This is a genomic window from uncultured Bacteroides sp. (assembly GCF_937912035.1).
GTDB lineage: Bacteria > Bacteroidota > Bacteroidia > Bacteroidales > Bacteroidaceae > Phocaeicola.
Genome location: NZ_CALDPF010000025.1, coordinates 25,715 through 50,550, shown reverse-complemented (window position 1 = coordinate 50,550; position 24,836 = coordinate 25,715). Strand labels below are relative to the sequence as shown.

The 24,836-nt window shown below is 35.4% G+C and carries 17 protein-coding genes and 1 tRNA gene; 11 read left to right on the top strand and 7 right to left on the bottom strand.

Annotation, left to right across the window (positions count from 1 at the left end; translation table 11 throughout):
- Positions 1–464: 464 nt before the first annotated feature.
- The 3 genes from rny to Q0486_RS04645 all read right to left on the bottom strand — a co-directional run bounded on the left by rny (position 465) and on the right by Q0486_RS04645 (position 2,721).
- Positions 465–2,000, bottom strand: coding sequence for a ribonuclease Y (gene rny, locus Q0486_RS04655; protein ID WP_299230680.1), 1,536 nt, complete (start codon positions 1,998–2,000; stop codon positions 465–467).
- 96 nt (positions 2,001–2,096) lie between these two features.
- The gene (locus tag Q0486_RS04650) at positions 2,097–2,396 is read right to left on the bottom strand and encodes a cell division protein ZapA (RefSeq protein ID WP_299230678.1); all 300 of its coding nucleotides are present in this window, start codon (positions 2,394–2,396) and stop codon (positions 2,097–2,099) included.
- A gap of 31 nt (positions 2,397–2,427) precedes the next feature.
- The gene (locus tag Q0486_RS04645) at positions 2,428–2,721 is read right to left on the bottom strand and encodes a hypothetical protein (protein WP_299230677.1); all 294 of its coding nucleotides are present in this window, start codon (positions 2,719–2,721) and stop codon (positions 2,428–2,430) included.
- 241 nt (positions 2,722–2,962) lie between these two features.
- On the opposite strand from Q0486_RS04645, the gene Q0486_RS04640 reads away from it, so the two are divergent.
- Complete coding sequence (locus Q0486_RS04640) at positions 2,963–3,388, top strand: HIT family protein (protein WP_299230676.1); 426 nt, start codon at positions 2,963–2,965, stop codon at positions 3,386–3,388.
- Positions 3,389–4,079: 691 nt separating this feature from the next.
- On the opposite strand, the gene Q0486_RS04635 is transcribed toward Q0486_RS04640, so the two are convergent.
- Positions 4,080–5,243: a DUF1343 domain-containing protein gene (locus Q0486_RS04635; RefSeq protein ID WP_299230675.1), complete on the bottom strand. Its 1,164-nt coding sequence runs from the start codon at positions 5,241–5,243 to the stop codon at positions 4,080–4,082.
- Positions 5,244–5,308: 65 nt separating this feature from the next.
- Here Q0486_RS04635 and Q0486_RS04630 point away from each other — a divergent pair, with 65 nt between their 5' ends.
- Together Q0486_RS04630 and Q0486_RS04625 are read left to right on the top strand one after the other, a co-directional pair.
- Positions 5,309–5,845, top strand: coding sequence for an HDIG domain-containing metalloprotein (locus tag Q0486_RS04630; RefSeq protein ID WP_299230674.1), 537 nt, complete (start codon positions 5,309–5,311; stop codon positions 5,843–5,845).
- A 101-nt stretch (positions 5,846–5,946) separates the two neighbouring features.
- The gene (locus tag Q0486_RS04625; protein ID WP_299230673.1) at positions 5,947–8,697 is read left to right on the top strand and encodes a putative LPS assembly protein LptD; all 2,751 of its coding nucleotides are present in this window, start codon (positions 5,947–5,949) and stop codon (positions 8,695–8,697) included.
- Between the two features lie 7 nt (positions 8,698–8,704).
- Here Q0486_RS04625 and ung read toward each other — a convergent pair whose 3' ends face one another.
- Positions 8,705–9,367 (bottom strand): uracil-DNA glycosylase, encoded by a 663-nt coding sequence (ung, locus tag Q0486_RS04620; protein ID WP_299230672.1) that lies wholly within the window; start codon positions 9,365–9,367, stop codon positions 8,705–8,707.
- 140 nt (positions 9,368–9,507) lie between these two features.
- Positions 9,508–10,548 (bottom strand): aspartate--ammonia ligase, encoded by a 1,041-nt coding sequence (gene asnA, locus Q0486_RS04615; RefSeq protein WP_299230671.1) that lies wholly within the window; start codon positions 10,546–10,548, stop codon positions 9,508–9,510.
- A 231-nt stretch (positions 10,549–10,779) separates the two neighbouring features.
- On the opposite strand from asnA, the gene Q0486_RS04610 reads away from it, so the two are divergent.
- Positions 10,780–10,851: transfer RNA gene (locus Q0486_RS04610), tRNA-Arg, on the top strand.
- 130 nt (positions 10,852–10,981) lie between these two features.
- On the opposite strand, the gene Q0486_RS04605 is transcribed toward Q0486_RS04610, so the two are convergent.
- The gene (locus tag Q0486_RS04605; protein ID WP_299230670.1) at positions 10,982–11,545 is read right to left on the bottom strand and encodes an RNA polymerase sigma-70 factor; all 564 of its coding nucleotides are present in this window, start codon (positions 11,543–11,545) and stop codon (positions 10,982–10,984) included.
- Between the two features lie 168 nt (positions 11,546–11,713).
- On the opposite strand from Q0486_RS04605, the gene Q0486_RS04600 reads away from it, so the two are divergent.
- From Q0486_RS04600 to Q0486_RS04570, 7 genes are all read left to right on the top strand, one after another.
- Positions 11,714–12,676 carry a FecR family protein gene (locus Q0486_RS04600; RefSeq protein ID WP_299230669.1) on the top strand — a complete coding sequence of 321 codons (963 nt, stop codon included), beginning with the start codon at positions 11,714–11,716 and terminating at the stop codon, positions 12,674–12,676.
- 152 nt (positions 12,677–12,828) lie between these two features.
- Complete coding sequence (locus Q0486_RS04595; protein ID WP_299230667.1) at positions 12,829–16,200, top strand: TonB-dependent receptor; 3,372 nt, start codon at positions 12,829–12,831, stop codon at positions 16,198–16,200.
- 14 nt (positions 16,201–16,214) lie between these two features.
- Positions 16,215–17,945 carry a RagB/SusD family nutrient uptake outer membrane protein gene (locus Q0486_RS04590; protein ID WP_299230665.1) on the top strand — a complete coding sequence of 577 codons (1,731 nt, stop codon included), beginning with the start codon at positions 16,215–16,217 and terminating at the stop codon, positions 17,943–17,945.
- Positions 17,946–18,067: 122 nt separating this feature from the next.
- Positions 18,068–18,949 (top strand): sialate O-acetylesterase, encoded by an 882-nt coding sequence (locus Q0486_RS04585; RefSeq protein WP_299230664.1) that lies wholly within the window; start codon positions 18,068–18,070, stop codon positions 18,947–18,949.
- Between the two features lie 658 nt (positions 18,950–19,607).
- Positions 19,608–20,966, top strand: a complete 1,359-nt coding sequence (locus Q0486_RS04580; RefSeq protein WP_299230663.1) for an alpha-L-fucosidase — start codon at positions 19,608–19,610, stop codon at positions 20,964–20,966.
- A 35-nt stretch (positions 20,967–21,001) separates the two neighbouring features.
- Complete coding sequence (locus Q0486_RS04575) at positions 21,002–23,371, top strand: glycoside hydrolase family 95 protein (RefSeq protein ID WP_299230662.1); 2,370 nt, start codon at positions 21,002–21,004, stop codon at positions 23,369–23,371.
- Between the two features lie 6 nt (positions 23,372–23,377).
- Positions 23,378–24,799, top strand: a complete 1,422-nt coding sequence (locus tag Q0486_RS04570; protein WP_299230661.1) for a sialate O-acetylesterase — start codon at positions 23,378–23,380, stop codon at positions 24,797–24,799.
- Positions 24,800–24,836 lie beyond the last annotated feature (37 nt).

The following is a 24,836-nucleotide window of genomic DNA, read 5'->3' as shown; positions in this document are numbered from 1 at the left end:
TCAGAATGTGAAAAGAATCCTGATCTTGCAGCCGGACAGAATCCTGGATGGTAATTGCATATAAAATAGAATATAAAGTTTACGATAAAATCGAATTCAATATCATCCATGATGAATTACGTAATCTTGTATTATCCAGACGTAATTAGAATAGAAGAAAAATAGGTATTAATATTTGTAGATATATATTAAGGGAGGTTTAATCCTCCCTTTTTTATTTTGTCAGGATTGGAAAGCTGCAATCATACAATAAAATATAGAATAATAAAACTCAGCATTTTTACCGTGAAAATAAAATAATTATATTTGTGGGACAGACCGAGGTTGATAAGACTTAGAAGTAGCTTAAACACTATTTATGTTTACAATCTTATAGCGTTGATATAAGGTTATATAAAAAGGCTATATTCCAATCCTTAACCATAGGATATGAATATAGCCTTTATTATTTATTTCTCTATTTATTATTTTGCGAAGCTAACTGCTCGTGTTTCTCTTATCACAGTAATTTTTACCTGACCCGGATAAGTCATTTCGTCCTGTATCTTCTTGGCGATTTCTGTTGACAGGCTTTCTGTCTGCTTGTCGTCAATCTTGTCTGCACCAACAATTACACGCAACTCGCGTCCTGCCTGGATAGCGTATGTCTTGGTTACACCAGGGTAAGACATTGCAAGCTGTTCGAGGTCGTTCAGACGTTTGATATATGCTTCAACAATTTCACGGCGGGCACCAGGACGTGCACCTGAAATAGCGTCGCACACCTGTACGATAGGAGCCAGCAAGCTGTTCATTTCCACTTCGTCGTGGTGAGCACCGATAGCATTGCAGATATCAGGTTTTTCCTTATATTTCTCTGCCAGTTTCATACCGAGCAGTGCGTGTGGCAATTCAGGCTCTTCATCAGGTACCTTACCTATATCGTGAAGCAATCCGGCACGTTTAGCTTTCTTAGGATTAAGACCAAGTTCAGATGCCATTACAGCACATAGATTTGCAGTTTCGCGTGCATGTTGCAGCAGGTTCTGTCCGTATGATGAACGGTATTTCATCTTACCGATGATACGGATAAGTTCAGGATGCAGACCGTGGATACCAAGGTCGATAGTAGTACGTTTACCTGTTTCGATGATTTCTTCTTCCACCTGCTTGCGTACCTTGGCAACAACTTCTTCGATACGTGCCGGGTGGATACGTCCGTCAGTAACAAGCTGATGAAGCGCAAGACGGGCGATTTCGCGGCGAACAGGGTCGAAAGCAGAAAGTACGATAGCCTCAGGAGTATCGTCAACTACTATTTCCACTCCTGTGGCAGCTTCAAGGGCACGTATGTTACGTCCTTCACGTCCGATAATACGTCCTTTGATTTCGTCTGATTCGATATGGAATACAGTTACAGAGTTTTCAATTGCGGTTTCAGTAGCCACTCTCTGGATAGATTGTATCACGATACGCTTAGCTTCGCGGTTGGCAGTAAGTTTAGCGTCGTCCATAATATCGTTGATGTACGACTGAGCTTGAGTCTTGGCTTCGTCCTTGAGCGATTCAATCAGTCTTTCTTTTGCGTCTTCTGCAGACAGGCCTGAGATAGCTTCAAGTTTTTCACGTTCTTGTGACTGCAGGTGGTCGAGTTCTTCTTTCTTTTTCTCGATGATTACCAGCTGTGCGTCGAGATTTTCCTTGATAGCTTCAGTTTCGTTACGTTTGCGCTGAAGTTCTTCATTCTTCTGGTTCAATACCATTTCGCGCTGTTTCAGTTTGTTTTCAGCCTGCTGGATTTTCTGGTTGCGGGCTGCCACTTCCTTTTCAAGGTCGGCTTTTTTGTTCAGAAACTTCTCCTTGACTTCCAGGAGTTTGTTTTTCTTGATTACTTCGGCCTCTGTTTCAGCCTCTTTAATGATATTATCATATTTCGATTTCAGACCATATCTGAAAAAGCTATATGAAAGAGCTCCTCCTACCAGGAAGGCTACAACTGTTAATATTACTGTTGTCAACATCTAAAATTTAAGTTTAAAATATAAATAAAAACGCACAAGCTTCAGGGTATTTCCTGTAAACTTGTGCGTGGATTTCCTTACTTGTTTCCTAAACAACTACTTTTGTTTGCTATTCTCTATGTAACCATCCAACAGGTCTTCCAGTTGTTTAATCTTTTCTGTATATGGTGATGTATCTACTGAATCTTTAATTTTGGCGTTTTCGTATGCCAGCTCCAGTGCCACCATAGTCCAGTGTTTCATGGTTCCGAGATTCGGAAATAGACTGCGGTATTTGTTCAGTTTATTGTCAATCATCTTGGCAGCGTCACGGTAGAAAATCTCTTCTTCACGATTAATCACCAGCGGATACCGTTCTCTGTCAATCTGTAAGTGTATTTTCAGTTTGTCGTCCATATATTATATGTTTCACTGCCTTTTCTTTCCTTTATTTGTTCAGCAAAGCAATACATTTATCGACTTCACGCACCAGCCTCGTAAGTCTTTGTTTCGTGTCTCTGATTTCATTGTCGTTGACACTTATCATACGGGCCATTTTCAGGTTTGCATATCTGGTTTCAAGTTCTTTTATTCTACTTTGCAGAGCCTGTATTTCAGAGTCTTTATCGGCTATGGATTGCTTTAAAATGACATTCTCTTTTTTTTCTTCATCATATAAAAAAAGAACATGTCTGAGCTTTCCTTCAAAACTGTTTAGTAGATTTTTATCCTCTTCTGTCATCTATACTACCTAATTTCTATGACAAATATAGCATATTACTTCGAATTATGAAAATTTTTTTTCTCATTTTTGTATATTTATTTTGTTATTAGGTTTGTTTGTGTAATGGAATATACCATAAATCTTAAAGTTTGAAAACCTTTTGCAAAAGCTTTTCAAACGATTTTAAATTTTGCATTAGATGTTCGCGATAAAATGAAAAAGTGTATTTTTGTATGTCTATTTAAAAATACGGTGAAAAATGAAAAGTAATCCAATGGAATGCTTGTATTGTCAGAATAACGATACATTGCACAGCTTAATGATTGAAATTGCGAAACTTAGTGTTTCCAGAGTCTTCCTTTTTAAGGAGCAGACTTACCGGGGACGATGCCTCGTGGCATATAACGGACATGTGGACGATCTTAACCTGTTGAGCGATGAAGAGAGAAACGCTTTCATTGCAGATGTGGCACGTGTGACCAGAGCAATGCAGAAAGTGTTCAATCCGGTTAAAATTAATTACGGTGCCTATTCTGATACTTTGGAACATTTACACTTTCATCTTGTTCCTAAGTATATTGATGGCCCTGATTTCGGTGGCGTGTTCCGCATGAATCCTAAGGAAGTGTATTTGTCGGATGAAGAGTATGCTTCAATGATTGAGCAGATAAAGAAAGAACTGTAATATAATATATTATTGAGTTTAACCCGGTTCCCATTTTGTAGTTCAGATGTGAAACCGGGTTATATTTTGGGGGTAAAGTCTTTTTTATTTTTGTGTTTGTTGTTTTGAAAGGTAAAAAAGTTTATGTCTTGTCAAAATGTTTGTTTTTGTTTCTGTTTTGTGACGTGCATGTTTGTGGATAGTCTTCTTTTATAATGCAATTGTTAATTGAGATCTCTTTTTGAGTTGTAATTTCTAAACTATATTTCCCTGATGTGTGAAATTAAATATCTGTATTAACATAAAGTCCCTTTGTAAAAATAATTTTTTATCAAGAAGAAATAAAAATTTCTCTTGTTGTTTACTAAAAAACACCAAAACGTTTTAGGTAAAATGTCAAATCATTTTTATTTTGGTCTTTTAGAGCTTGGTTTTTGAGCTAGATTTATGTTTTCTTATACTTGTTTTGCTTTGGCAAAATGAAATGTAAATGTTGTATTTCTTCTTTTTTTTGTTTGTATGAATGAGTAATGTTTGAGCGTATTCCTTGATTTGCCTTTTATAATGTGTTATTTTGTTTTATGTTTGATGTCTGTGGCTCCAATTTTTGTAAATGGATTATATCTTTACTTTGAATATTCAAAGCATGCAAGTCTTGAAAAACAAAATGTCAAAATGTAAATAGTACTTCTCTGAGATAAATCTTACTCTTTTAGTATATGATATATTTCTTTCTTATTTCTTTGTATTCGTTTAAATCCTGATTCCATGCCGAACGTATCTCATCTTCTGATTTACCTTTAAGCATGTCGAGTCTGACTTGATTTGTGCCCATTAGCAAATCAAACCATTTAGGGCGAGTCAGGAAGGATTCGGATTTATTCATTTTCTTGAATTCGTTATACATTTCGATGACGTATTTCAACGAAAATCCATTGAGTTGTCCTGTATCTGTTTTTCTTAGGTCAAGTCCATGACACGTAATGTTTTTGTGCAAAGGATTTTTGTCAAAACCTTCCAGTGCTACAGGAGTGAAAGAGAATTGGTATTTGTTCTTTGGTAATAGTGGTGAGCCTATTACCTGAAATGGGAAATATGTTCCGCGTCCTACACTGACGGATGTTGCTTCGAACAGGCAGAGTGATGCGTAGAGAGAGATAGACTTGTCGTTGGGTAGGTTAGGGGATGGCTTTACAGGTAGAGAATATGGGTCTCCATGTTTCCAGCCTTTTATCTTTATGACAGAATAATCACATTTCATGTTATTTCCAAGCCAACCTTCTCCGTTTATCATTCCGGCAAGCTCACCCATTGTGCAGCCATGAAGTACGGGAATGGGTAATATTCCTACAAAACTTTTGTATTCCTTTTTCAATACAGGGCCGTCAACGTAGTCGCATGGGTTGGGGCGGTCGAGTATAACAAGCTTCTTTCCGTTCTCGGCACAGGCCTGCATTACATAATATAATGTACTGATATATGTGTAAAATCTTGCTCCTACATCCTGAATGTCGAACACTATCATGTCAATACCGTCAAGGTCGGAGACGGAAGGCTTTTTGTTTTTGCCGTAAAGAGATATAATCGGTGTTCCTGTTTTTACGTCTTTGCCGTCTTTTACGGTTTCTCCTGCATCGGCTTTGCCCCTGAAACCATGTTCTGGCGCAAACAATGCTACAGGCTTTTTCCCTAATGAACATAATGTGTCAAGCAGATGTGTGCCTCCGGTGATAGATGTCTGGTTTGCCACTAATGCTATCTTTTTGTTGCCGATAAGTGACGTAAGTGTCTCTATCTGGTCTGCTCCGTTCAGGATATTTGTGGCTTTACACACACAGGAAAAAGAAATTAACAGTAAAAAAGCGAGATATTTCATGATAGGATGATATTATTTATTAGTTTTGCAATTCAATTATATGAACGCAAAGATAAAAAACAACAATGAATCCAATAGCATTAATCGATAAATATTATCCGGAGAACAATGAACTTAAGAAAATATTGCTGAAACATAGTCGTTCTGTGGCTGATAAGGCTATAGAGATGGCACGCAATCATCCGGAACTGAACCTTGATTTGCAGTTTATAGAAGAGGCGGCAATGCTGCATGATATAGGTATATTCTTGACGGATGCTGACGGTATTTATTGTTATGGTAAATATCCGTATATATGTCATGGCTATCTGGGGGCCGATCTGGTTCGAAAAGAAGGGTTTCCTCGCCACGCTTTGGTGTGCGAACGCCATACTGGAGCCGGTCTGTCTTTGGCTGCTATTGTAGAGCGTGACTTGCCTGTCCCGCACAGAGATATGCTTCCGGTAAGCCTGGAAGAGCAGATTATATGTTTTGCCGACAAATTCTTTTCTAAAACCAAACTTGATAAAGAAAAGTCGCTTGAAAAAGCGCGTAAGAGTATAGAAAAGCATGGTGAAGAGGGACTTGTGAGGTTTGACAGGTGGTGCGAGATGTTTTTGTAATATTTATATTGTCGTAAAAATACTTTAAAATCCGGTTGCCTATAGTGTTATTTAAGTGATAATGCTTACTTTTGTATCGCTTATCGCGAAAAAGATATATAATGACATCGTTTAAAAGAACTACATACATATTTATAATACTGTTTCTGCTCGGTCTGGTTTCCACTTTCTACGCTGAGGCGCAGCGGGTAAGAGGAAGACGTTCGGGTAGGAATATATCGTCCGAAGTTAAGACAGATTCGCTGAAAATCGATTCTCTTGCTGTTGATTCTTTATCATCGGACTCTTTGGCTTCTGATTCTGCAAAGAATAAAGATGCCCTTGATGCTCCTGTGATATATGAGGCAAGTGACTCTATCGTGTTTACGAAAGGAGGCTTTGCGCATCTTTACGGTTCGGGAAAGGTTAATTATCAGAAAATAGAACTTACATCTGCCGTTATCACCATGAATATGGACAGCAATACCGTATATGCCCGAGGAGTGAAGGATACGGCGGGGGTTGAATCTGGTCTACCTGTTTTCAAGGACGGTGAAACTCCGTACGAATCGAAGATTATGCGATATAACTTCAAGACCAAGAAGGGTTTTATCAACAGTATCGTTACGCAGCAGGGTGAAGGTTATGTGACCAGCCGTGATGCAAAAAAAGGTGCAGAGGATGAGATTTATATGCAGCATGGCAGGTATACTACATGTGACAATCATGAACATCCGCATTTTTATCTGCAGCTGTCCATGGCAAAAGTGCGTCCGAAGAAAAATGTAGTGTTCGGACCGGCGCATCTGGTGGTGGAAGATGTTCCATTGCCTATAGCTGTACCTTTCGGCTTTTTCCCGTTCAACAGCAGTTATTCTTCAGGATTCATCATGCCTAGTTATGGTGATGAGTTGAACCGTGGTTTCTATCTTCGTGATGGCGGATATTATTTTGCCTTAAGCGACAAGATGGACTTGAAGGTATTGGGTGAGATTTTTACCAAAGGTTCTTGGGGAGTTTCTGCTGCATCAAACTATAACAAGAGGTATAAGTTCAGTGGTTCGTTCAATGCCAGCTATATAGTGACAAAGACGGGAGAGAAGAATATGCCGGACTATTCTGTGTCGAAAGACTTCCGAATCCAATGGAGTCATCGCCAGGATGCCAAGGCTAGTCCTAACAGCTCTTTTTCTGCCAGTGTGAATTTTGCTACCAGCAGTTATGACCGTTCCAGCCTGAACAGTCTGTATAATCCGCAGCAGTATGCTCAGAACACAAAAGCTTCAAGTATCAGCTATTCACGTAGCTTTCCTGAGATAGGGCTTAATATTTCCGGTTCATTCAATATCACTCAGAACACGCGAGATTCATCTATAAATATGACATTGCCGGATCTGAATATCTCATTGAACCGTATTTATCCCTTCAAGCGCAAGAAAGCGGTAGGCGATGAACGCTGGTACGAAAAGATTTCTTTCCAGTATACCGGTGCTATGACCAATAGCGTAAATACAAAGGATAATCTTTTGTTCAAGACACCGCTTACGCAATGGAAAAACGGATTCCAGCACAAAATACCGGTATCAGCTACATTCAATCTGTTTAAGTATATAAATATTGTTCCGTCATTCAACTACACTGAAAGATGGTATCTGAACAAGATAAAAAGAAGTTATGACCCGACTCTGAATACGTCCGACCATATACGTAAGGACACTATTAGCGGTTTCAACCGTGTGTATGACTATAATATGTCCGTGCAGATGAATACCAAGCTTTATGGTATGTACAAGCCTCTGTTTATGAAGAGTAAGGAAATACAGGTACGCCATGTGTTCACTCCTACAGTGAGTTATACTTATACTCCGAATTTCGGTACGAAGCGATTCGGGTATTATGACACTTATACTTATACTGATGAAAAGGGAGAGGTACGCACTGTGGAATACTCACTTTATGACGGTATGACATACGGTACTCCAGGAAAGACTATGTCGCAGAATATTTCATTCTCTGTTGACAATAACATCGAAATGAAAATGAAATCAGACCGTGATACTACCGGATACAGGAAGATAAGTCTTGTTGACCAGTTGGGTGCATCGATGTCGTACGATGTGGCTAACAAGAGGTGGAGTGATTTGAGCATGAATGTGCGTCTGAAACTTACAAAAAGTTATACATTCAATATGAACGCGTCGTTCGCTACATACGCATACGAGTTCGATAAGAATGGTAATGTTGTGGTAGGCGACCGTACAGAATGGTCGTACGGACGTTTTGGACGATTCCAAGGATATAGCGGTTCGTTCTCTTATACACTGAATAATGATACATTCAAGAAACTGTTCGGAAAGAAGGACGAAAAAGACGACAAGAATGCCGACGAGAAAGACAATGAAGAAGAAAATACCGACGAAAATACTGAGGAACAGCAACAGAATAACTCAAATATGAGAAAAACTGAGGCTGCAACTGTAAGTTCGGACGGATACATGGCTTTCAAATTCCCATGGAGTTTAAGTTTGAGTTACAGCTACAGTATTCGTGAGGACAGAAGCAAGGATATAAACATAAAACGTATGCGTTATCCTTTTTCGCTTACTCACTCTCTGAATGTTTCGGGTAACTTTAAGATTGGTAGCCGCTGGAATATGAATTATTCTACCGGATATGATTTTACAACGAAACAGCTGTCTATGACTACGCTTAATATTACACGCGATCTTCACTGCTTCAATATGAGTTGCGGATTGGTGTTCGGACCTTATACATCGTATAACTTTACTATCCGTGCCAACTCCAGCATGCTTACTGATGCCCTTAAATGGGATCAGCGAAGCAATACCGGTAGTGCGGTTAATTGGTATTAATATATTGTCACCAGTCAATGGCTGTCTTGCCGTTTTTAATAAGATAGTCATTGGCAAGGCTGAAATGGTGGTTTCCGAAGAAACCGCTGTGTGCTGACAATGGCGATGGATGAACAGATGTGAGTACAAGGTGTTTGTTTCTGTCGATGAAAGCTCCTTTCTTTTGGGCGTATGCCCCCCACAGGATGAACACAAGATTGCTTTTCTCTTCAGCCAGTTTTCTGATGACAGCGTCTGTAAATTCTTCCCAACCTTTTCTTTGGTGCGAACCTGCCTGATGTGCACGTACTGTTAGTGTGGCATTGAGTAGTAGTACTCCTTGTTCTGCCCATCTTGTTAGATTGCCGCTTTGTGGAATAGGTTTGCCCAGGTCGCTGTTAATTTCCTTGAATATATTCACTAATGAAGGAGGAGGCTGAATACCGTCATTTACAGAAAAACATAGTCCGTGTGCCTGACCGGGCCCATGATAAGGGTCCTGTCCGATAATTACTACCTTGACTTTGTTAAAAGGACAAAGATTGAAAGCATTAAATATGAGTTTTCCCGGCGGATAGACAGTAGTTTCGTGATATTCTTTTCTCACGAAATCAGTCAGCCGTATAAAATAGTCTTTCGAGAATTCCGGCATTAATGCAGCCTTCCATGATTCTTCTATCTGTACGTTCATTGTTGTTTTTTTATGATTTGTTGTTTTTATTGTATTGGCAAAGGTAATATATTATAGACAAAAAAACAACGGAGTTCCGTATGTCATCCTTTTATGACCATGGACCTCCGTTGTGTATTTATGTTTATCTCGTTTAGTTCTTAGATAAGTGTCATACCGCATTCTTCGCATTCTTTCCTCATGCTTTCCGGCCATATACTGGCTTGTATTTCTCCTATATGTGCCTTTTTCAGATATAGCATACACAAGCGGGACTGTCCTATACCACCGCCGATACTTAATGGGAGAGAACCGTTCAACAGTCTTTTATGGAAGTATAATTCTTTCCTGTCTTCTTTTCCTGAAAGCTCTAACTGGCGCAACAGTGCTTCCCTGTCGACACGGATACCCATTGATGAGAGTTCTATTGCACGTCCCAATACTTCGTTCCAAACCAGAAGGTCACCGTTCAGTCCAGGTAGTCCGGTTGCAGGATCTATAGTGGAATAGTCGTCATAGTCTGGAGCACGAAGGTCGTGTGGCTCTCCATTGCTAAGTTTGCATCCTATACCTATAATGAATACGGCACCGTATTTTTTAGTAATCAGGTTTTCCCTTTCTTTTGGAGTATTATCAGGATACATTTGTAGGAGTTCCTCTGAATGAATGAAATGTATGTCGTGTGCAAGGAAAGATTTTATCTGTGGATACATTTCGCATATCATATATTCAGTACGTCGCATTGCAGAGTAGATTCTGGTTACTATGCTTTTCAGAAAATCAATACTTCTTTGTTCCGGTGTAATTGTTCTTTCCCAGTCCCATTGGTCAACATATAATGAATGCAGATTTCCCAGTTCCTCGTCGGCACGGATTGCGTTCATATCGGTGTATATACCGTAGCCGGGACCTATATTATAATCGGCCAGTGTCATTCTTTTCCATTTAGCAAGTGAATGTACTACTTCTGCCTGCTGGTCGCCCAAATCTTTGATAGGGAAGGAAACAGCACGCTCCACTCCATTAAGGTCATCATTAATACCCATACCTTTCAGTACGAACAATGGAGCTGTGACACGTCGTAGTCTGAGTTCAGACGAAAGATTCTGTTGGAAAAATTCTTTTATTTGTTTAATGCCAAGCTCTGTTTGTTTCATGTCAAGCAGGGCCTTATAGTTGTCTGGTTTTATTAAGTAACTCATGATTTATTGGTATTAGTTTTGTTGGCAAAGATAGATATATTTTGTAAATATGCAATTGATATTGTGAAAAACTTATCAAAAAGTTTGCTTTTTAAATGGAATGCTTGAATAATTGTTATTTAATAACGTCTGTGTCACGTCTTATTGAAAGTTTTTTACTCTAAAGTTTATTTTCTATTTCCGATAAACTTATTATTTTTGCAACCGATTTATTGATATAAATTACATAATGCGCCCATAGTTCAATGGATAGAATAATGGATTCCGGTTCCATCGATTGGGGTTCGACTCCCCATGGGCGTACATTTTGAGCGACTAAATTGTTGAATTTCAATGATTTAGTCGTTTCTTGCTATTCCATAGGTTCCCCCAATGATGTTTGTATTAGTTGAGAGAGATGTTGTTATTATGGAATTATATATTAGAGAATTAATTATAGAAAAAGAGTGAACAATATCAAATGTTTACGCAAGTACTTAATCGCATTGGAGATTTGATGTTCTACAGTCTTTTCAGATAGATTCATTATTTCTGCTATTTCCTTGTAACTTTTTTGTTCCTTTCTGCTAAGGTTGAAAATCTTTTGTCTTTGTGGTGGGAGTTCCGAAATCAACTTGTCAATAAACTCACTTAAGTCTTTATACTCTAAATTCTGTTCCACTTCATTTGAGCAGTTTTCTTCAGACATATTTTCTATTGCATCAATAATAGAAACAGTGTAATAATCATGATTGAAACTCTTTCTGGTTTCATTGAATACAAGATTACGCGTAATGATGAATAATAATCCTTTGAAATTGTCGTCCTCTCTTATGGTATACCGTGATTCCCACAAACGAACAAATACATCTTGTACAACTTCTTCTACTTCATCATTGTTTATAATGTATAGTTTGCAGAAATTGTATACTTGTTTTACGTATTTATTATATATGGTATTAAAAGCTTTTTCGTCACCAAGTTTTAAGGAAAACAGTAATTCTTGCTCTGTATCCATTGCATCCATGAGTTTTTACGGCATTCATAAATGTTATTGTTTGACAAATTTAGGTAAAAACAAATATGTCTCAAATAAATCAGGAAAAAAATGATTTTTTTTTATGTTGGGATGGGGGGAGTGGATGTTATTGTGTGTATTTATAAATAGAAGACAAAAATATAATATATGGATAACAAGAGGGATATATTGAAACATCTTTTGTCAGGTAATCTATCTGAAGAAGAAAAAGCTGGTTTGAATGAAAGTTTAGAATTCAAACAAATACTTTCAAAGCAGTGGAATAATACTGACTATGAACTAGATGATATTTCAAAACAAAGAATATGGAAAGGTATTAGTAAAAAGATAAATAGTTCCGTAAATACAACAATGATATTGTATTATAAATGGTATAGTATAGCTGTATCAGTATTGTTGTTGATAGCATTTGGTGGTTTGGCTATGTTATGGAATCAGAAGTCATCAGTTCAGATGTATGTTGTAGCTTCCGGAATTCAGAATCTTGAGAAGATAAAACTTCCCGATGGGACACAGGTTTGTTTAGGACCTGGAAGCCGTTTGGAATACCCTTCTGAATTCCGGACAGACAGCAGGGATATAAAACTGGAAGGACAGGCATATTTCGATGTTGCAAAAAATCCGGATAAACCTTTTATAGTACATACGGGAGGAATGCAGGTTGAAGCATTGGGTACAGCTTTTGAGTTGTTTAATTATGACGATTGTAATGAAATGGAAGCGGTACTTGTAAATGGAAGTATAAAGGTTGATTTTGGAAAAAAATATAAATCTGCTAGTAGAATAATGAAACCGGATGAAAAACTTACACTTAACAAGTTGACCGGTAAAGCTATAATAAATAAGATTAATGCTGATAAATATACTTCATGGCGGAGTGGAGTTCTATCATTTGAAAATGAAAATTTAGCAATGATAATTCCACGTCTTGAAAAATGGTATGGACGAAATATTGAATGTGATAGCAGGTTGCTTAATGATTATCGCTTTACTTTTAAAGTAAGGGATGAATCATTGGAAGTATTACTTTTTATAATGCGGCATTCCGCCCCAATTATGTATACTAAAGATTCAGATAATAATTATACATTAACCTTAAAAAATAAATAGCCTATGAGAAAGGATTTATAAGTAGAAAAGATAAATGGAAGATACCGGCAAGTATCCTCCATTAAAAAATTAAAGTCTTAATAATCTTAGTTTGCCTAAATAAGTCCAAGATACAGACAAACTATTAAGTATTAAAAAAACACTACAAAAATATGAAAAATAATTATGGAAAACACTATGTCCCATTGTTAAAAAGGACAAAACGTATTATGAAAATAGCATCGTTATGTAACTTGTTAGCGGTATGTTCCGTTTCTGCGGCTAGTTATGCCCAAGAATTGACTTATTCAATCAATAAGCAGAACAGTACCATGATAGAAGTGTTCAAGGAAATAGAAAAGAACAGTGATTTTACTTTTTTCTATAATGATAATAATATTAATGTAAATCAGGAAGTTAGTGTAAGTGCTACAAATGCTCCTATAGAGGAAATTTTATCAGAAGTACTGGAAAATACAAATTACAGTTATAGGATAATAGATAAGCAAATCCTTATTCAGGTTTCAGATAGTGAGAAAACATCTGTAACAGGTGTTACCCAAAACAAGAGGAAAATAACCGGAAAGGTTCTTGATGCTTCCGGTATGCCTATAATTGGGGCAAATGTAATAGAGAAGGGTACATCGTCAAACGGTACAATAACAGACCTCGACGGAAATTTCTCTTTAGAGGTAGGTGAAGGTGCAGTGCTGGATATAAGCTATATAGGTTATATCAGCCAAACAGTAAAAATTGGTAATAAAAAAAATCTTGCTATTACTTTGAAAGAAGATACAAAAACTTTAGATGAAGTTGTTGTTGTGGGATATGGTACGCAAAAGAAGGAAAGTCTGACAGGTGCTTTAGCTACTGTAAAAACAGATGATTTGGTCAAAGTTCCTACAGCTTCTGTATCACAAACTTTGGCTGGTAAGCTTCCAGGTCTCATTGTAAAAGATGCTACAGGTAAACCAGGTTCAACTCCAAGTATTAATATTAGAGGTTTTGGTTCTCCTTTGGTTATTGTTGATGGTATAGAGCAAGGTGGTTATCAGAATATAGATCCTAATGAGATTGCGTCATTTACTATTTTAAAGGATGCGGCAGCAGCTGTGTATGGATCTAGAGCAGGTAACGGAGTAATATTAATAACAACAAATAGAGGAAAAGAAGGTAAGACAAAAGTTTCATTTAATTCTTCTATATCAGCTCAGACACCTAATATATGGCCTGAATTCGTTGATTCTTGGGAATATGCAATAATCCAGAATGAGGCACGTGCATGGTCCGGACAACCTCCAATGTTTACTGAAGAGGAAATACAAAAATTTAAGGATGGTACAGATCCTAACTATCCTAATGTAGATCATTATTCTGAAATTATCAAGAAATGGTCTTTAATGGAAAATGTAAACTTGAATGTAAGTGGAGGTAGTGACAAAGTGAAATTCTTTATGTCATTAGGATTTATGAATCAGGACGGTATTTATAAATCAAATGATGTTACCTTTAAAAGATATAATTTGAGGTCTAATGTTGACGCAAAAGTAAGTGATAATTTATCTATTGGGTTGGATATTTCAGCCCGTATTACTGATAATAATGATGTTCCGTTCACGTCAAGAGATATTTTCGGTGTGATTGGCACGACTTGTAATAGATATCCTTCTCATTATCCAGATCCAACAAAAATACCATATGTAGGAAGAAATGCAATAAGTCCTATTTCTAGGACAAGTAGAGATTTATCAGGATATGATGATACAAACCAAGATTATTTGACAGCATCATTAAACTTAAAATATAATGTACCTTTTATAAAAGGATTAAGTTTACAGGCTAAAGGTTATTTTATTTCAAGTAAAGTTTCTCAAAAGACATGGACTAAACCATTCTCTACATATTATTATGACTCTGATTCAGGGAATTATACACTTGCTGCTACAGGAGGTAAATATAGCCTGACTAGAAAAAATACGCAAAGTCAAAATTTAACATTTCAAGGCTTGGTTGAATATGAAAACACTTTCAACGATCACTCCATAAAAGCATTATTTGTTTCAGAAGTAATAGATACTAAAAGTAATTGGTTTAATGGATATAGGGAAGGTTTTATGTCTGATGCTATTGATGAAATGTTTGCAGGTTCGAGTGTTAATATGAGTACTAATGGTAGTGCTTCTGTTGAATCGAGGGCAAGTTTTGTCGGTCGTTTGAATTATGCATATAAGTCAAAGTATTTGGCAGAGGTTACTGCCCGATATGATGCTTCATCAAGATTTGCAAAGGAATCAAGATGGGGATTCTTCCCAAGTGTTTCTGTAGGATGGCGTATTTCTGAAGAAAATTTTATTAAGGATAAGTTTTCAAATATTGATAATATGAAATTACGTTTGTCTTATACTCATACAGGATATGATAGTAATGCTTCTCCTTATCAATATCTGACGTCTTATGAGATTAAGTCACAATATGCCTTTGGCGATAATCTGTATAATACTCTTAGATCTAAGGGGTTGGCAAACTATAATATATCTTGGGAAGATATACATTTGTATAATTTAGGATATGATCTTGATATGTGGAGAGGATTATTAGGTGTTGAATTTGATGTATTTTATAGAATAAGAGATAATGTATTAGGAACCAGAAGCTCAAGTTTACCAACAACAATTGGAGTAACATTACCTCAAGAAAACTTGAATAAGATTGATAATAGAGGTTTTGAGTTTGTATTAAAACACCAGAATACTATTGGAGATTTTCATTATAATATAAGTTCTAATATCTCATGGAGTAGATCTAAATACGTTGAATTTGATGAACAGATATATACAGATCCTGATGAAGATCGTTTATATAGAAAGGAAGGAAAGTGGACTGATATAGTTTATGGTTATAAAACAGATGGAATGTTTCAGTCTGAAGAAGAAATTAAAAATAGTGATATAGATTATGATTTAAAAGGTAATTCCACAATAAAACCTGGCATGGTGAAATATGTAGATGTTAATGATGATAAAAAAATAGATTGGAGGGATCAGGTTGAGTTGGGTACCGGAGGTGTTCCTAAGATTATGTATGGATTAAATTTATCATGTGATTATAAGGCTTTTGATTTATCAATGCTTTTCCAGGGAGCGGCACAATTTAATATTCAATTCGATGATAATATGAGAAATTTAAGTATAAACTCTGTATGGAATTCTTATAAATATATGTATGATCAACGTTGGACACCAGAAAATCCAGATGCGATTTTTCCAGGAACAACAAATGGAATCAACCAATATAATACAAAGAATTCCGATATATGGTATAAATCAGCTGCATATTGTAGATTGAAGAATATTACTTTGGGGTATACTATGCCTTCAAAATTAATAAAGAAGATTGGTATTAGTAGATTAAGATTTTATTTATCTGGATATAATTTGTTAACATTTGATAAGTTAAGTAAATATCAACAAGATCCGGAAGCAGGTGCTAGTCTTGAGTATCCATTATATAAATCTGTATCTTTTGGTTTTAATGTAGAACTTTAATAATAGGATATTATATGAGATTTAAATATTTATTTGTTAATAGTGTTATTTCATTAATGCTATTATCCTCTTGTGAGAATTTCTTGGATAAAGATCCTTTGGACAGATTTTCTGAAAATGCTGTTTGGTCTAATAAGGATTTGGTAGAAGCTAATTTAGCTGATTTATATGCAATGACACCATTTTTTGATGGTGAAGATGGAAATAATGCTCATGCAGTTACATTTATGGGAGGGGAGGCTCTTAAAATAAATGCTTCAGGAACATGGATTAGTGGTACTTTAAATGAAAAGGGAGGTGTCGCTGAACATTGGGCTTATAGTGCCATTTATTTGATAAATACCTTTATTGAAAGAGTTGGAGAGAGTCCGTTAGAACCAAAACTGATAGAAATAAGAAAAGCTGAGGCTCGTTTTTTAAGGGCATATAGATATTTTGAAATGGTCAAAAGGTATGGAGGTATTCCATTAATCTTAAAGACTCAGTCTATAGATGATGATTACGAAGAATTATATGTTAAACGTAATTCAGAGAAAGAGGTTTATGATTTTATTGATAGCGAATGTGAAGAGATTGCTAAAATTCTTCCTGATGTATCTGATGAATATGGTAGAGTTACAAAATATACGGCATTAGCTTTAAAGTCTAGGGCTATGCTGTATGCAGCAAGTGTTGCTCAATTTGGAACTTTGCAGTTAGATGGCCTTTTGGGATTTTCAAAAGACGAAGCTGCTAAATATTGGCAGAAGTCCTATGATGCTTCAAAACAGATTATAGACTCTGGCTTATTTTCATTGTTTAATAAATACGAAGACAAGGCGCAGAATTTTCAGTATATATTTTTAGAAGAAAGAAATTCTGAGACGATTTTTTCTAAGGTCTATAATGGTAGAGGTAAAGTAGGACATAGTTATGACCACCGTTTTTATCCAGAATTTTTGGCTAAAGAATATGGTGGAGAATGTTGTCCTTATTGGGAAACTATTGAGGATTTTGGTTATGTAGATGGTAGAGATGGTAGAATAGATAAAGATTATTTATTAAATAATTTGATTGATTTTGATGAATTATTTTCAGGGAAAGACCCTAGATTTTATGCTTCAATAATATATCCTGGGGCAAAATTCAAGGAAAAAACATTTTATTCTCATAAAGGTACTATAGTAGATGGCGAAACGATACTGACAAATAAGGAGATAGGTTATTACAATGGAGAAATGTGGTATGCTGTAACACCATCTTTAAAGTCAATGTATACAGGTTTTACTATAAGAAAATATGTTGATGAATTGGCTGATTCTCAATATATTACTGGTGAATCGGATACGGATTTTATGATATATCGTTATGCTGAAATTCTCCTTAATATGGCAGAAGCTGCTTTTGAATTAGGTAAGGAGGATGAAGCATTAAATTATATCAATATGATTCGTGATAGAGCAGGAGTGAAAATGCGTGATAAGATTACAAGAGAAATGATTCACAATGAAAGAAATGTGGAACTTGCTTTTGAAGGACACAGATATTGGGATGTAAGGAGATGGAGAGTAGCAGTAGATGAACTGTCTACTCAAAGAAATGGAGTAGAACTTTTCTTTGATTGGGATTCTAAAAAATATAAGGTTTCATTGAAGAAAGCTGATCCAGTTGATAGAGGCTTTACAGAGAAAATGTATTATTTGCCTATTACTGTTACTAGAATTTCTAATAATCCTAACCTTGCTCCAGAAAATCCTGGTTATTAATTTTATATTTTATTGTATATTTATAAATGTGTCAGGATTCCCTGATAAAATATAGTAGATATATCTATTGAAGTGATATTGGGAAATCTTGACACATTATTCTAATTACTAAATGTTTTGATATGAAAGTTTTTTATAAATTTTTATTTGTATTGTTTTTGTGTCTTGTATCATCTGATTATATTTTTTCTAAAAAAATAGTTGATGTGTATATTATTGGTGGTCAATCTAATGCCGTAGGTATTGGTATTGTTGATAATATACCTAGAACATTTAATATAGATAAATCAGTAATGTTTTATTATTCTAAATATCATAACAATGGTAAAGGATCTGAGTTTTGGCATGAACTATCACCTGCGTCAGTTAAAGAAGAATGGTTTGGAGTTGAATTAAGTTTTGGAACTTCACTAAAAAGATACTTTCCGGACTCTAATATTGCTTTAATAAAACATGCGTCATCAGGTACTAATTTGTATGAACAATGGAATCCAGGCAATAGAAAAGGTGAAAAACAAGGTGAGGAATATATTAAGTTTATTAATACAATAAAAGCTTCTTTAAAACAATTAGAAGACAAAGGTTATTCGCCAATGATTAAAGCTATGGTTTGGCAGCAAGGTGAAGCTGATGCAAGAGAAATTGCAGGAATGGAAAATTCTAGAAAATATGGTGAGAATTTACGTAATTTTATTTATCAAATTCGTAAAGAACTTAATTCTCCTAATATGCTTTTTATTTATGGAGAGGTTATGCCAATGGAGGCAGAACGTTTTCCAGGTAGAAATCTTGTTCGTGCGGCTCAATATAACGTATCAGAAGGAGCATGTTCACCATTATCTGTTGAGAATGCAATTTTAGTTGAAGGTGATGATTTGCAAATGATTCGTAGTGATTATAAAACATCGTTACCAAACGATGACGTTCATTTGGGAACTTATGGATTATTAACACTAGGTGAACGTTTTGCTAAGGTTGTATTTGACAATATTGGAAATAAGTAGTTTATATTTAAGTATAAATATAGCTTAAATGTTCTATCGTAATTATAGTTAATAATATTGTCCTATTAATTAGATAATGGATATATATATTTAGGATAATCAAAATGTAACTTTCATGAAGAAAGAGATATTTTGTTTTTGTTTCTTTCCAGTGTAATGCCACTTTGGAATAAAAAGCTCTTATTGCAGGAAAAGTAGTTCAGACAGAAAGTCAGCTTGGAGGGTAAAATGGAGTTTGCATGTTTTACTTGTTATGCTATAAATACTTTTACTGATAGGGAATGCGGAACTGGAAAAGAAGATTTCTCTCTGTTTAATCCTACAGAACTTGATATTTATCAATGAGTAAAAACTGCAAAAGATTCAGGAATGAGGATGATTCTACTAACTTGCAATCATCATGATGGTTTTTGTCTCTAGCTTTTGAAATGTACAGATTTTTTTTGTTAAATAAACTCCATGTAAAGATAGAATACCTCGTTTTCCTGTTGTGAAATCTGATATAATAAGAATAATTATAAAACAATATAGAGGTGATGTAAATATCTCAGAATTTGGAGCTTATTTGTATTATGAAGAGGAATTATATAATCTTAAAAAATAATATATGATGAATTTAAATAAAATGTTTTTATTATCATGCTGTTTTTTAATAGGCATGAATACTTTATCTGCAGCTGATTTTGAAAAGAAGAATATACCAGTCCCAACTAATGCACAGATATTTTGGCAAGATTCAGAACTTGCTGCCTTGGTTTGTTATGATCTTCATGTGTTTGATGGGAAGAAATATAATCAAGCAGAAAATCGTATAACCCCTATTTATGATATAAACATGTTTAATCCAAAGCAATATGATACAGATCAGTGGGTTCGTTGTATTAAGGCGATGGGAGCAAAAGTGGCTATTTTTACGGCTACTCATGAAACTGGTTTTGCTCTTTATCAGTCTGATGTCAACCCTTATTGTATGAAGGCTTTGAAATGGAAAGACGGTAAAGGTGATATTGTACGTGATTTTATTGAATCATGCCGTAAATATGATGTCAAACCAGGTTTGTTTATAGGTATAAGATGGAACTCTTTTCTAGGTGTGTATGATTTTATGATGCCAAAAGATGGAACAAAATTTCAGCAGAATCGTCAGGCTTTCTATAATAAGATGTGTGAAGGTATGACTGAGGAACTTATGTCACGTTATGGCGATCTGGCTTTAGTATGGTATGATGGCGGAGGTCATGGACCTGAACTTGGTGGACCTGATATTTTACCTATTGTTGAGAAGTATCAGAAGAATATAATATTCTATCATAATAGTCAGAGGGCAGATATGCGTTGGGGAGGCTCCGAAAGTGGAACTGTTCCTTATCCTTGTTGGGGTACTTACCCTTTCCCTTATTCTCACTCTAAGAATTTAGAGGTTATTATAAAGAATGATTTTGAGTTATTGAAAAAAGGTGATCCTAATGGTAATTATTATATGCCGGCAATGTCTGACGCTCCTTTACGTGGTTATAAAGGTCGTCATGAATGGTTTTGGGAACCGGGTGATGAGGAGCACATTTTTCCATTAGAAAATTTGATGAATATGTATGAAAAATCTGTTGGTAGAAACACTACATTAATTCTTGGTCTGACTCCTGATGATAGAGGGCTTATACCTGCTTGCGACTCAATAAGACTTGCTGAATTTGGTAATGCAATAAAATCAGAATATGGTAATCCTTTAAGAAAGACTTCAGGTGAGGGCAATAAATATGAGATAAAGTTTAAATCTCCAACGGAAATCTCTCATCTGATAATTCAGGAAGATATAAAATATGGTGAACGCGTTCGTAGTTATGTGATAGAAGGTAAAGTCAATGGGAAATGGAAAGTTCTTTGCGAAGGTAGTTGTATTGGTCACAAACGCATTGAGAAGTTGATGAGTTCAGTTTCTGTAAGTGGTGTACGCCTTAAAATAAGTGATTCTCGTGATGTTCCATTTATAAAGGAATTTTCAGTTTTCTCAAAATGATTAGATCTATTAAAAAGTATTTGATTTGTTGTATTATGAAGGTTAATTTTTTTATTACATGTCTTGCTATCTTTTTAACTAGTTCCTGTTCTTCAGAATATTGCGTAGATAATTATAATACAAAACTATATTTTAATACACCAGCAAAAGTATGGGAAGAAGCTATACCTATTGGAAATGGTCGCCTTGGAGGAATGGTTTATGGGGGGGTACATGAAGAACTTATTCAGACTAATGATGATACTTTCTGGTCTGGCGAACCTCGTAATGTTCAGAATCCATCTGCTTCTGCGTATATACCAGAGATTCGGAAACTCATATTTGAAGGGAAAAATATTGAAGCTCAGAAACTTATTGACAGTAAAATACTAGGTCCAAATAATGAATGTTATATGCCTTTGGCTGATATAATATTGAAAATGCCTCAAGGTGATTATTCCGACTATAAGCGTGTTCTTGATATGAATAAAGGTATTGTCAGTATAAGTTATAAACAGAATGGGGTTTCATATCATCGTGATATCTTTTCATCTTATCCGGATCAGGCTATAGTGATGAAAATTTCTTCAGATAAAAAAGGGGCTCTTGATACTGATATTATGCTTGATAGTCAGATTAAACATAATATATTGTCTTTGGGGAATAATGGACTGTCTATAAGAGGTACAGCTCCAATTCATACGGAACCTCATTATCAAGGAAAACATGAACCAATATATAAAGAAGGTCATGGTATGCGTTTTGAGGGGCGTATTATGGTAAAAAAAACAGATGGTAAGATTATACAGAAGAATGATAAAATAGAGTTACGTGATGCAACTTATGCGGAACTTGTGTATGTCGCTGCTACCAGTTTTAATGGTTTTGAAAATAATCCTAATACAAACGGAATTGATGAAGTAAAAGCATGTGATAATTATATATCCAATATAAATGATTATGATTACATTGAACTTAAGAAACGCCATGTCAAAGATTTTGAGTCTCTATTTAGTCGTGTAAGTATTGATTTGGGGAGTTCTTCGTGTGATACATTGTCTCTTGATCGTAGAATAAAAAGTTATAAGCCTGGAACAGATCCTTCTCTTACTGCTTTATATTTTCAATTTGGAAGATATCTCCTTATATCATCTTCTCGTCCTGGGACTCAACCTGCAAATCTTCAAGGTATTTGGAATAAAGATATGCAACCGGCATGGAGTTCTAACTGGACGTTGAACTGTAATGCTCAGATAAATTATTGGCCTGCTGAAGTTACTAATCTTTCTGAATGTCACTTGCCTCTTTTTGATCTTATTCGTGAATCTTCTGTAGATGGAGCTAGAACGGCAAAGAATCTTTATAACAGTCGTGGATGGATACTACATCATAATGTTGATATTTGGAGAACTACATGGCCAGTTGGTGGATCAGGACTTTGGGCTATGTATCAAGTAGGTGGAGCTTGGCTTTGTCAACATATATGGGAACATTATTTGTTTACTCAGGATGTTGATTTTCTTCGTGAAAATTATCCTTTATTGAAGGGTGCTGTTCGGTTTTACCTGGATAATCTTCAAAAAGATAAGGATGGATATTGGGTGACAAATCCTTCTGAATCTTTTGAGAATACATATATAAAACCGAATGGTGAAATCGGTTGGGCTTGTATGGGAGCTGCTCAAGATATGCAAATAATACGTTCATTATTTCGCAATACTATGTCTGCTATTGATATATTATGTTCCGATAAAGAATTCAGATCAGAAATTAAATTGAAGTATGATAGCTTGGCTCCAATGAAAATTAGTCCAACTACAGGTCGTCTTCAGGAATGGAATGATGACTGGAAGGCTTCAAACCCTCGCTCAGGTCAGGTTGCTCAAGGCTGGGGATTTGTAGCAAGTGATCTTATAACCTTGAGAGGTACGCCAGAACTGGCTCATGCATTTAGAAAAACATTAGAACACAGAAAACCAGGTCTTTCATATAATAGTGGTAGTTGGACAGGGGCTTTTCCTGCTAGTTTTTGGGCTAGGATGGCTGAAGGAGACAGTGCACAGGTTGTTATTGACCGTCATTTTGAGAAAGCATTAAATCCTAATTTTACATGTTACTTTATGGGATTTTGGGAAATTGATGGTAATTTGGGAATAACTTCATCTATTTCTGAGATGTTATTACAAAGTCATTCAGGCGAGATAGATCTTCTTCCAGCTCTTCCTTCAAAATATCCAACAGGTTTTGTAAAAGGTTTACGTGCAAGAGGAGGTTATGAAGTTGATATTTATTGGAGTAATGGACTTTTGGATAAGGCTATAATAAGAGCTGATAGGGTTAATGGTTTACAAAAGGTTAATATCAGATATCGTAATATAGTCAAGAAAGTAGAAATTTCTAAGGGTGGAAAATATGTATTTAAATAAATAATTATGAAAACATTTACAAAAGGAATTATTGTTTTATTATTATCTTTTCTTTTTCAAACTATTGGAGCAAAAGTGAAACTTCCTTCTTTAGTAGGAGATAATATGGTTTTACAACAGTTATCTGAAATTAAGATATGGGGGGAGTCTTCTCCTATGAAGAATATATGTTTAGAAGTTAGTTGGAGTAATGAAAAGTATAAGGTACGATCTGATGATGCCGGTAAATGGGAATTATTCATTAGAACACCTTCTGCAGGTGGTCCTTATAATATAAGAATTAATGATGGAGAGGATGTTATAATTAATAATGTTTATATAGGTGAAGTATGGTTATGTTCAGGTCAGTCGAATATGGAAATGCCAATAAAAGGTTTTCCTTCGCAGCCTGTATTGTCTTCTAATCAGATTATAGCTGATGCAGATCCAACAATTCCTATACATATGTTTACTGTTCAACGAAATGCTTCAAAAGTACTTGAGTCAAATGTGATAGGTAAATGGAGTGTTAATGATGGTCAATCTGTCGCTGATTTTAGTGCTGCTGCATATTTTTTTGGTTTGCAGTTACACTCTGTGTTGAAAGTACCTATAGGTTTAATAAGTACTAGTTGGGGCGCTTCTAATATTGAATCTTGGATGCCTTCAACCATTCTAAAAAAAGAATTTCCTGATGTATCATTGGAACATTTTTATAAAGATATTGATATAAAAGTACCTCAACAGACCGCTTCTTTGCTATATAATGGTATGCTTTATCCATTACGTGATTACAGAATAAAGGGTACAATTTGGTATCAAGGTGAGGCTAATAGAATGAGATCCGCTGAATACGAAAAACTCTTTGTCTCTTTTGTCTCTTGTTTAAGAAATTTGTTCTCTAGCCCTGATATGCCATTTTATTATGCGCAAATCGCTCCTTTTGGATATAATGATAAATCATGTTCTCTTTCAGGAGCTTTGTTGAGAGAGGCACAACTAAAATGCGAGAATAAAATTAATCATTCAGGAATGGCAGTATTAATGGATGTTGGTGAGAATGACATAATACATCCTTCTAATAAAGAAATAGTTGGAAAACGTTTAGCTTACTGGGCTTTAAAAAATGATTATAATAAACCTGCAGTTGAAGCTCAATCTCCTACATATTCGTCTTGTGAAACCAAAGGCAATAGAATTATTCTGAATTTTGATAATGTAGGTTTAGGGCTAACTTCTTTTGGAAAGCCTTTGAATTGTTTTGAAATTGCTGGTGATGATAATCGTTTTTATAAGGCTGAAGCGAGAATTATCGGAAATAAGGTTGAGGTATGGTCTGATTCTGTAAAATCTCCTATATCTGTTAGATATGCTTTTCGGAATTACGTAAAAGGAGATTTGTATGGTGTTAATGGATTGCCTGTTTCATCTTTTAGAACAAATTTTTAATTAAATAGACATTATATATAAATAATAAGGTTTTAGG

What these genes read in the sequence shown, in the direction of transcription:
- rny (WP_299230680.1), bottom strand. Translation starts at nt 2,000, where the DNA reads ATGTTGACAACAGTAATATTAACAGTTGTAGCCTTCCTGGTAGGAGGA.
- Q0486_RS04650 (WP_299230678.1), bottom strand. Translation starts at nt 2,396, where the DNA reads ATGGACGACAAACTGAAAATACACTTACAGATTGACAGAGAACGGTAT.
- Q0486_RS04645 (WP_299230677.1), bottom strand. Translation starts at nt 2,721, where the DNA reads ATGACAGAAGAGGATAAAAATCTACTAAACAGTTTTGAAGGAAAGCTC.
- Q0486_RS04640 (WP_299230676.1), top strand. Translation starts at nt 2,963, where the DNA reads ATGAAAAGTAATCCAATGGAATGCTTGTATTGTCAGAATAACGATACA.
- Q0486_RS04635 (WP_299230675.1), bottom strand. Translation starts at nt 5,243, where the DNA reads ATGAAATATCTCGCTTTTTTACTGTTAATTTCTTTTTCCTGTGTGTGT.
- Q0486_RS04630 (WP_299230674.1), top strand. Translation starts at nt 5,309, where the DNA reads ATGAATCCAATAGCATTAATCGATAAATATTATCCGGAGAACAATGAA.
- Q0486_RS04625 (WP_299230673.1), top strand. Translation starts at nt 5,947, where the DNA reads ATGACATCGTTTAAAAGAACTACATACATATTTATAATACTGTTTCTG.
- ung (WP_299230672.1), bottom strand. Translation starts at nt 9,367, where the DNA reads ATGAACGTACAGATAGAAGAATCATGGAAGGCTGCATTAATGCCGGAA.
- asnA (WP_299230671.1), bottom strand. Translation starts at nt 10,548, where the DNA reads ATGAGTTACTTAATAAAACCAGACAACTATAAGGCCCTGCTTGACATG.
- Q0486_RS04605 (WP_299230670.1), bottom strand. Translation starts at nt 11,545, where the DNA reads ATGGATACAGAGCAAGAATTACTGTTTTCCTTAAAACTTGGTGACGAA.
- Q0486_RS04600 (WP_299230669.1), top strand. Translation starts at nt 11,714, where the DNA reads ATGGATAACAAGAGGGATATATTGAAACATCTTTTGTCAGGTAATCTA.
- Q0486_RS04595 (WP_299230667.1), top strand. Translation starts at nt 12,829, where the DNA reads ATGAAAAATAATTATGGAAAACACTATGTCCCATTGTTAAAAAGGACA.
- Q0486_RS04590 (WP_299230665.1), top strand. Translation starts at nt 16,215, where the DNA reads ATGAGATTTAAATATTTATTTGTTAATAGTGTTATTTCATTAATGCTA.
- Q0486_RS04585 (WP_299230664.1), top strand. Translation starts at nt 18,068, where the DNA reads ATGAAAGTTTTTTATAAATTTTTATTTGTATTGTTTTTGTGTCTTGTA.
- Q0486_RS04580 (WP_299230663.1), top strand. Translation starts at nt 19,608, where the DNA reads ATGAATACTTTATCTGCAGCTGATTTTGAAAAGAAGAATATACCAGTC.
- Q0486_RS04575 (WP_299230662.1), top strand. Translation starts at nt 21,002, where the DNA reads ATGAAGGTTAATTTTTTTATTACATGTCTTGCTATCTTTTTAACTAGT.
- Q0486_RS04570 (WP_299230661.1), top strand. Translation starts at nt 23,378, where the DNA reads ATGAAAACATTTACAAAAGGAATTATTGTTTTATTATTATCTTTTCTT.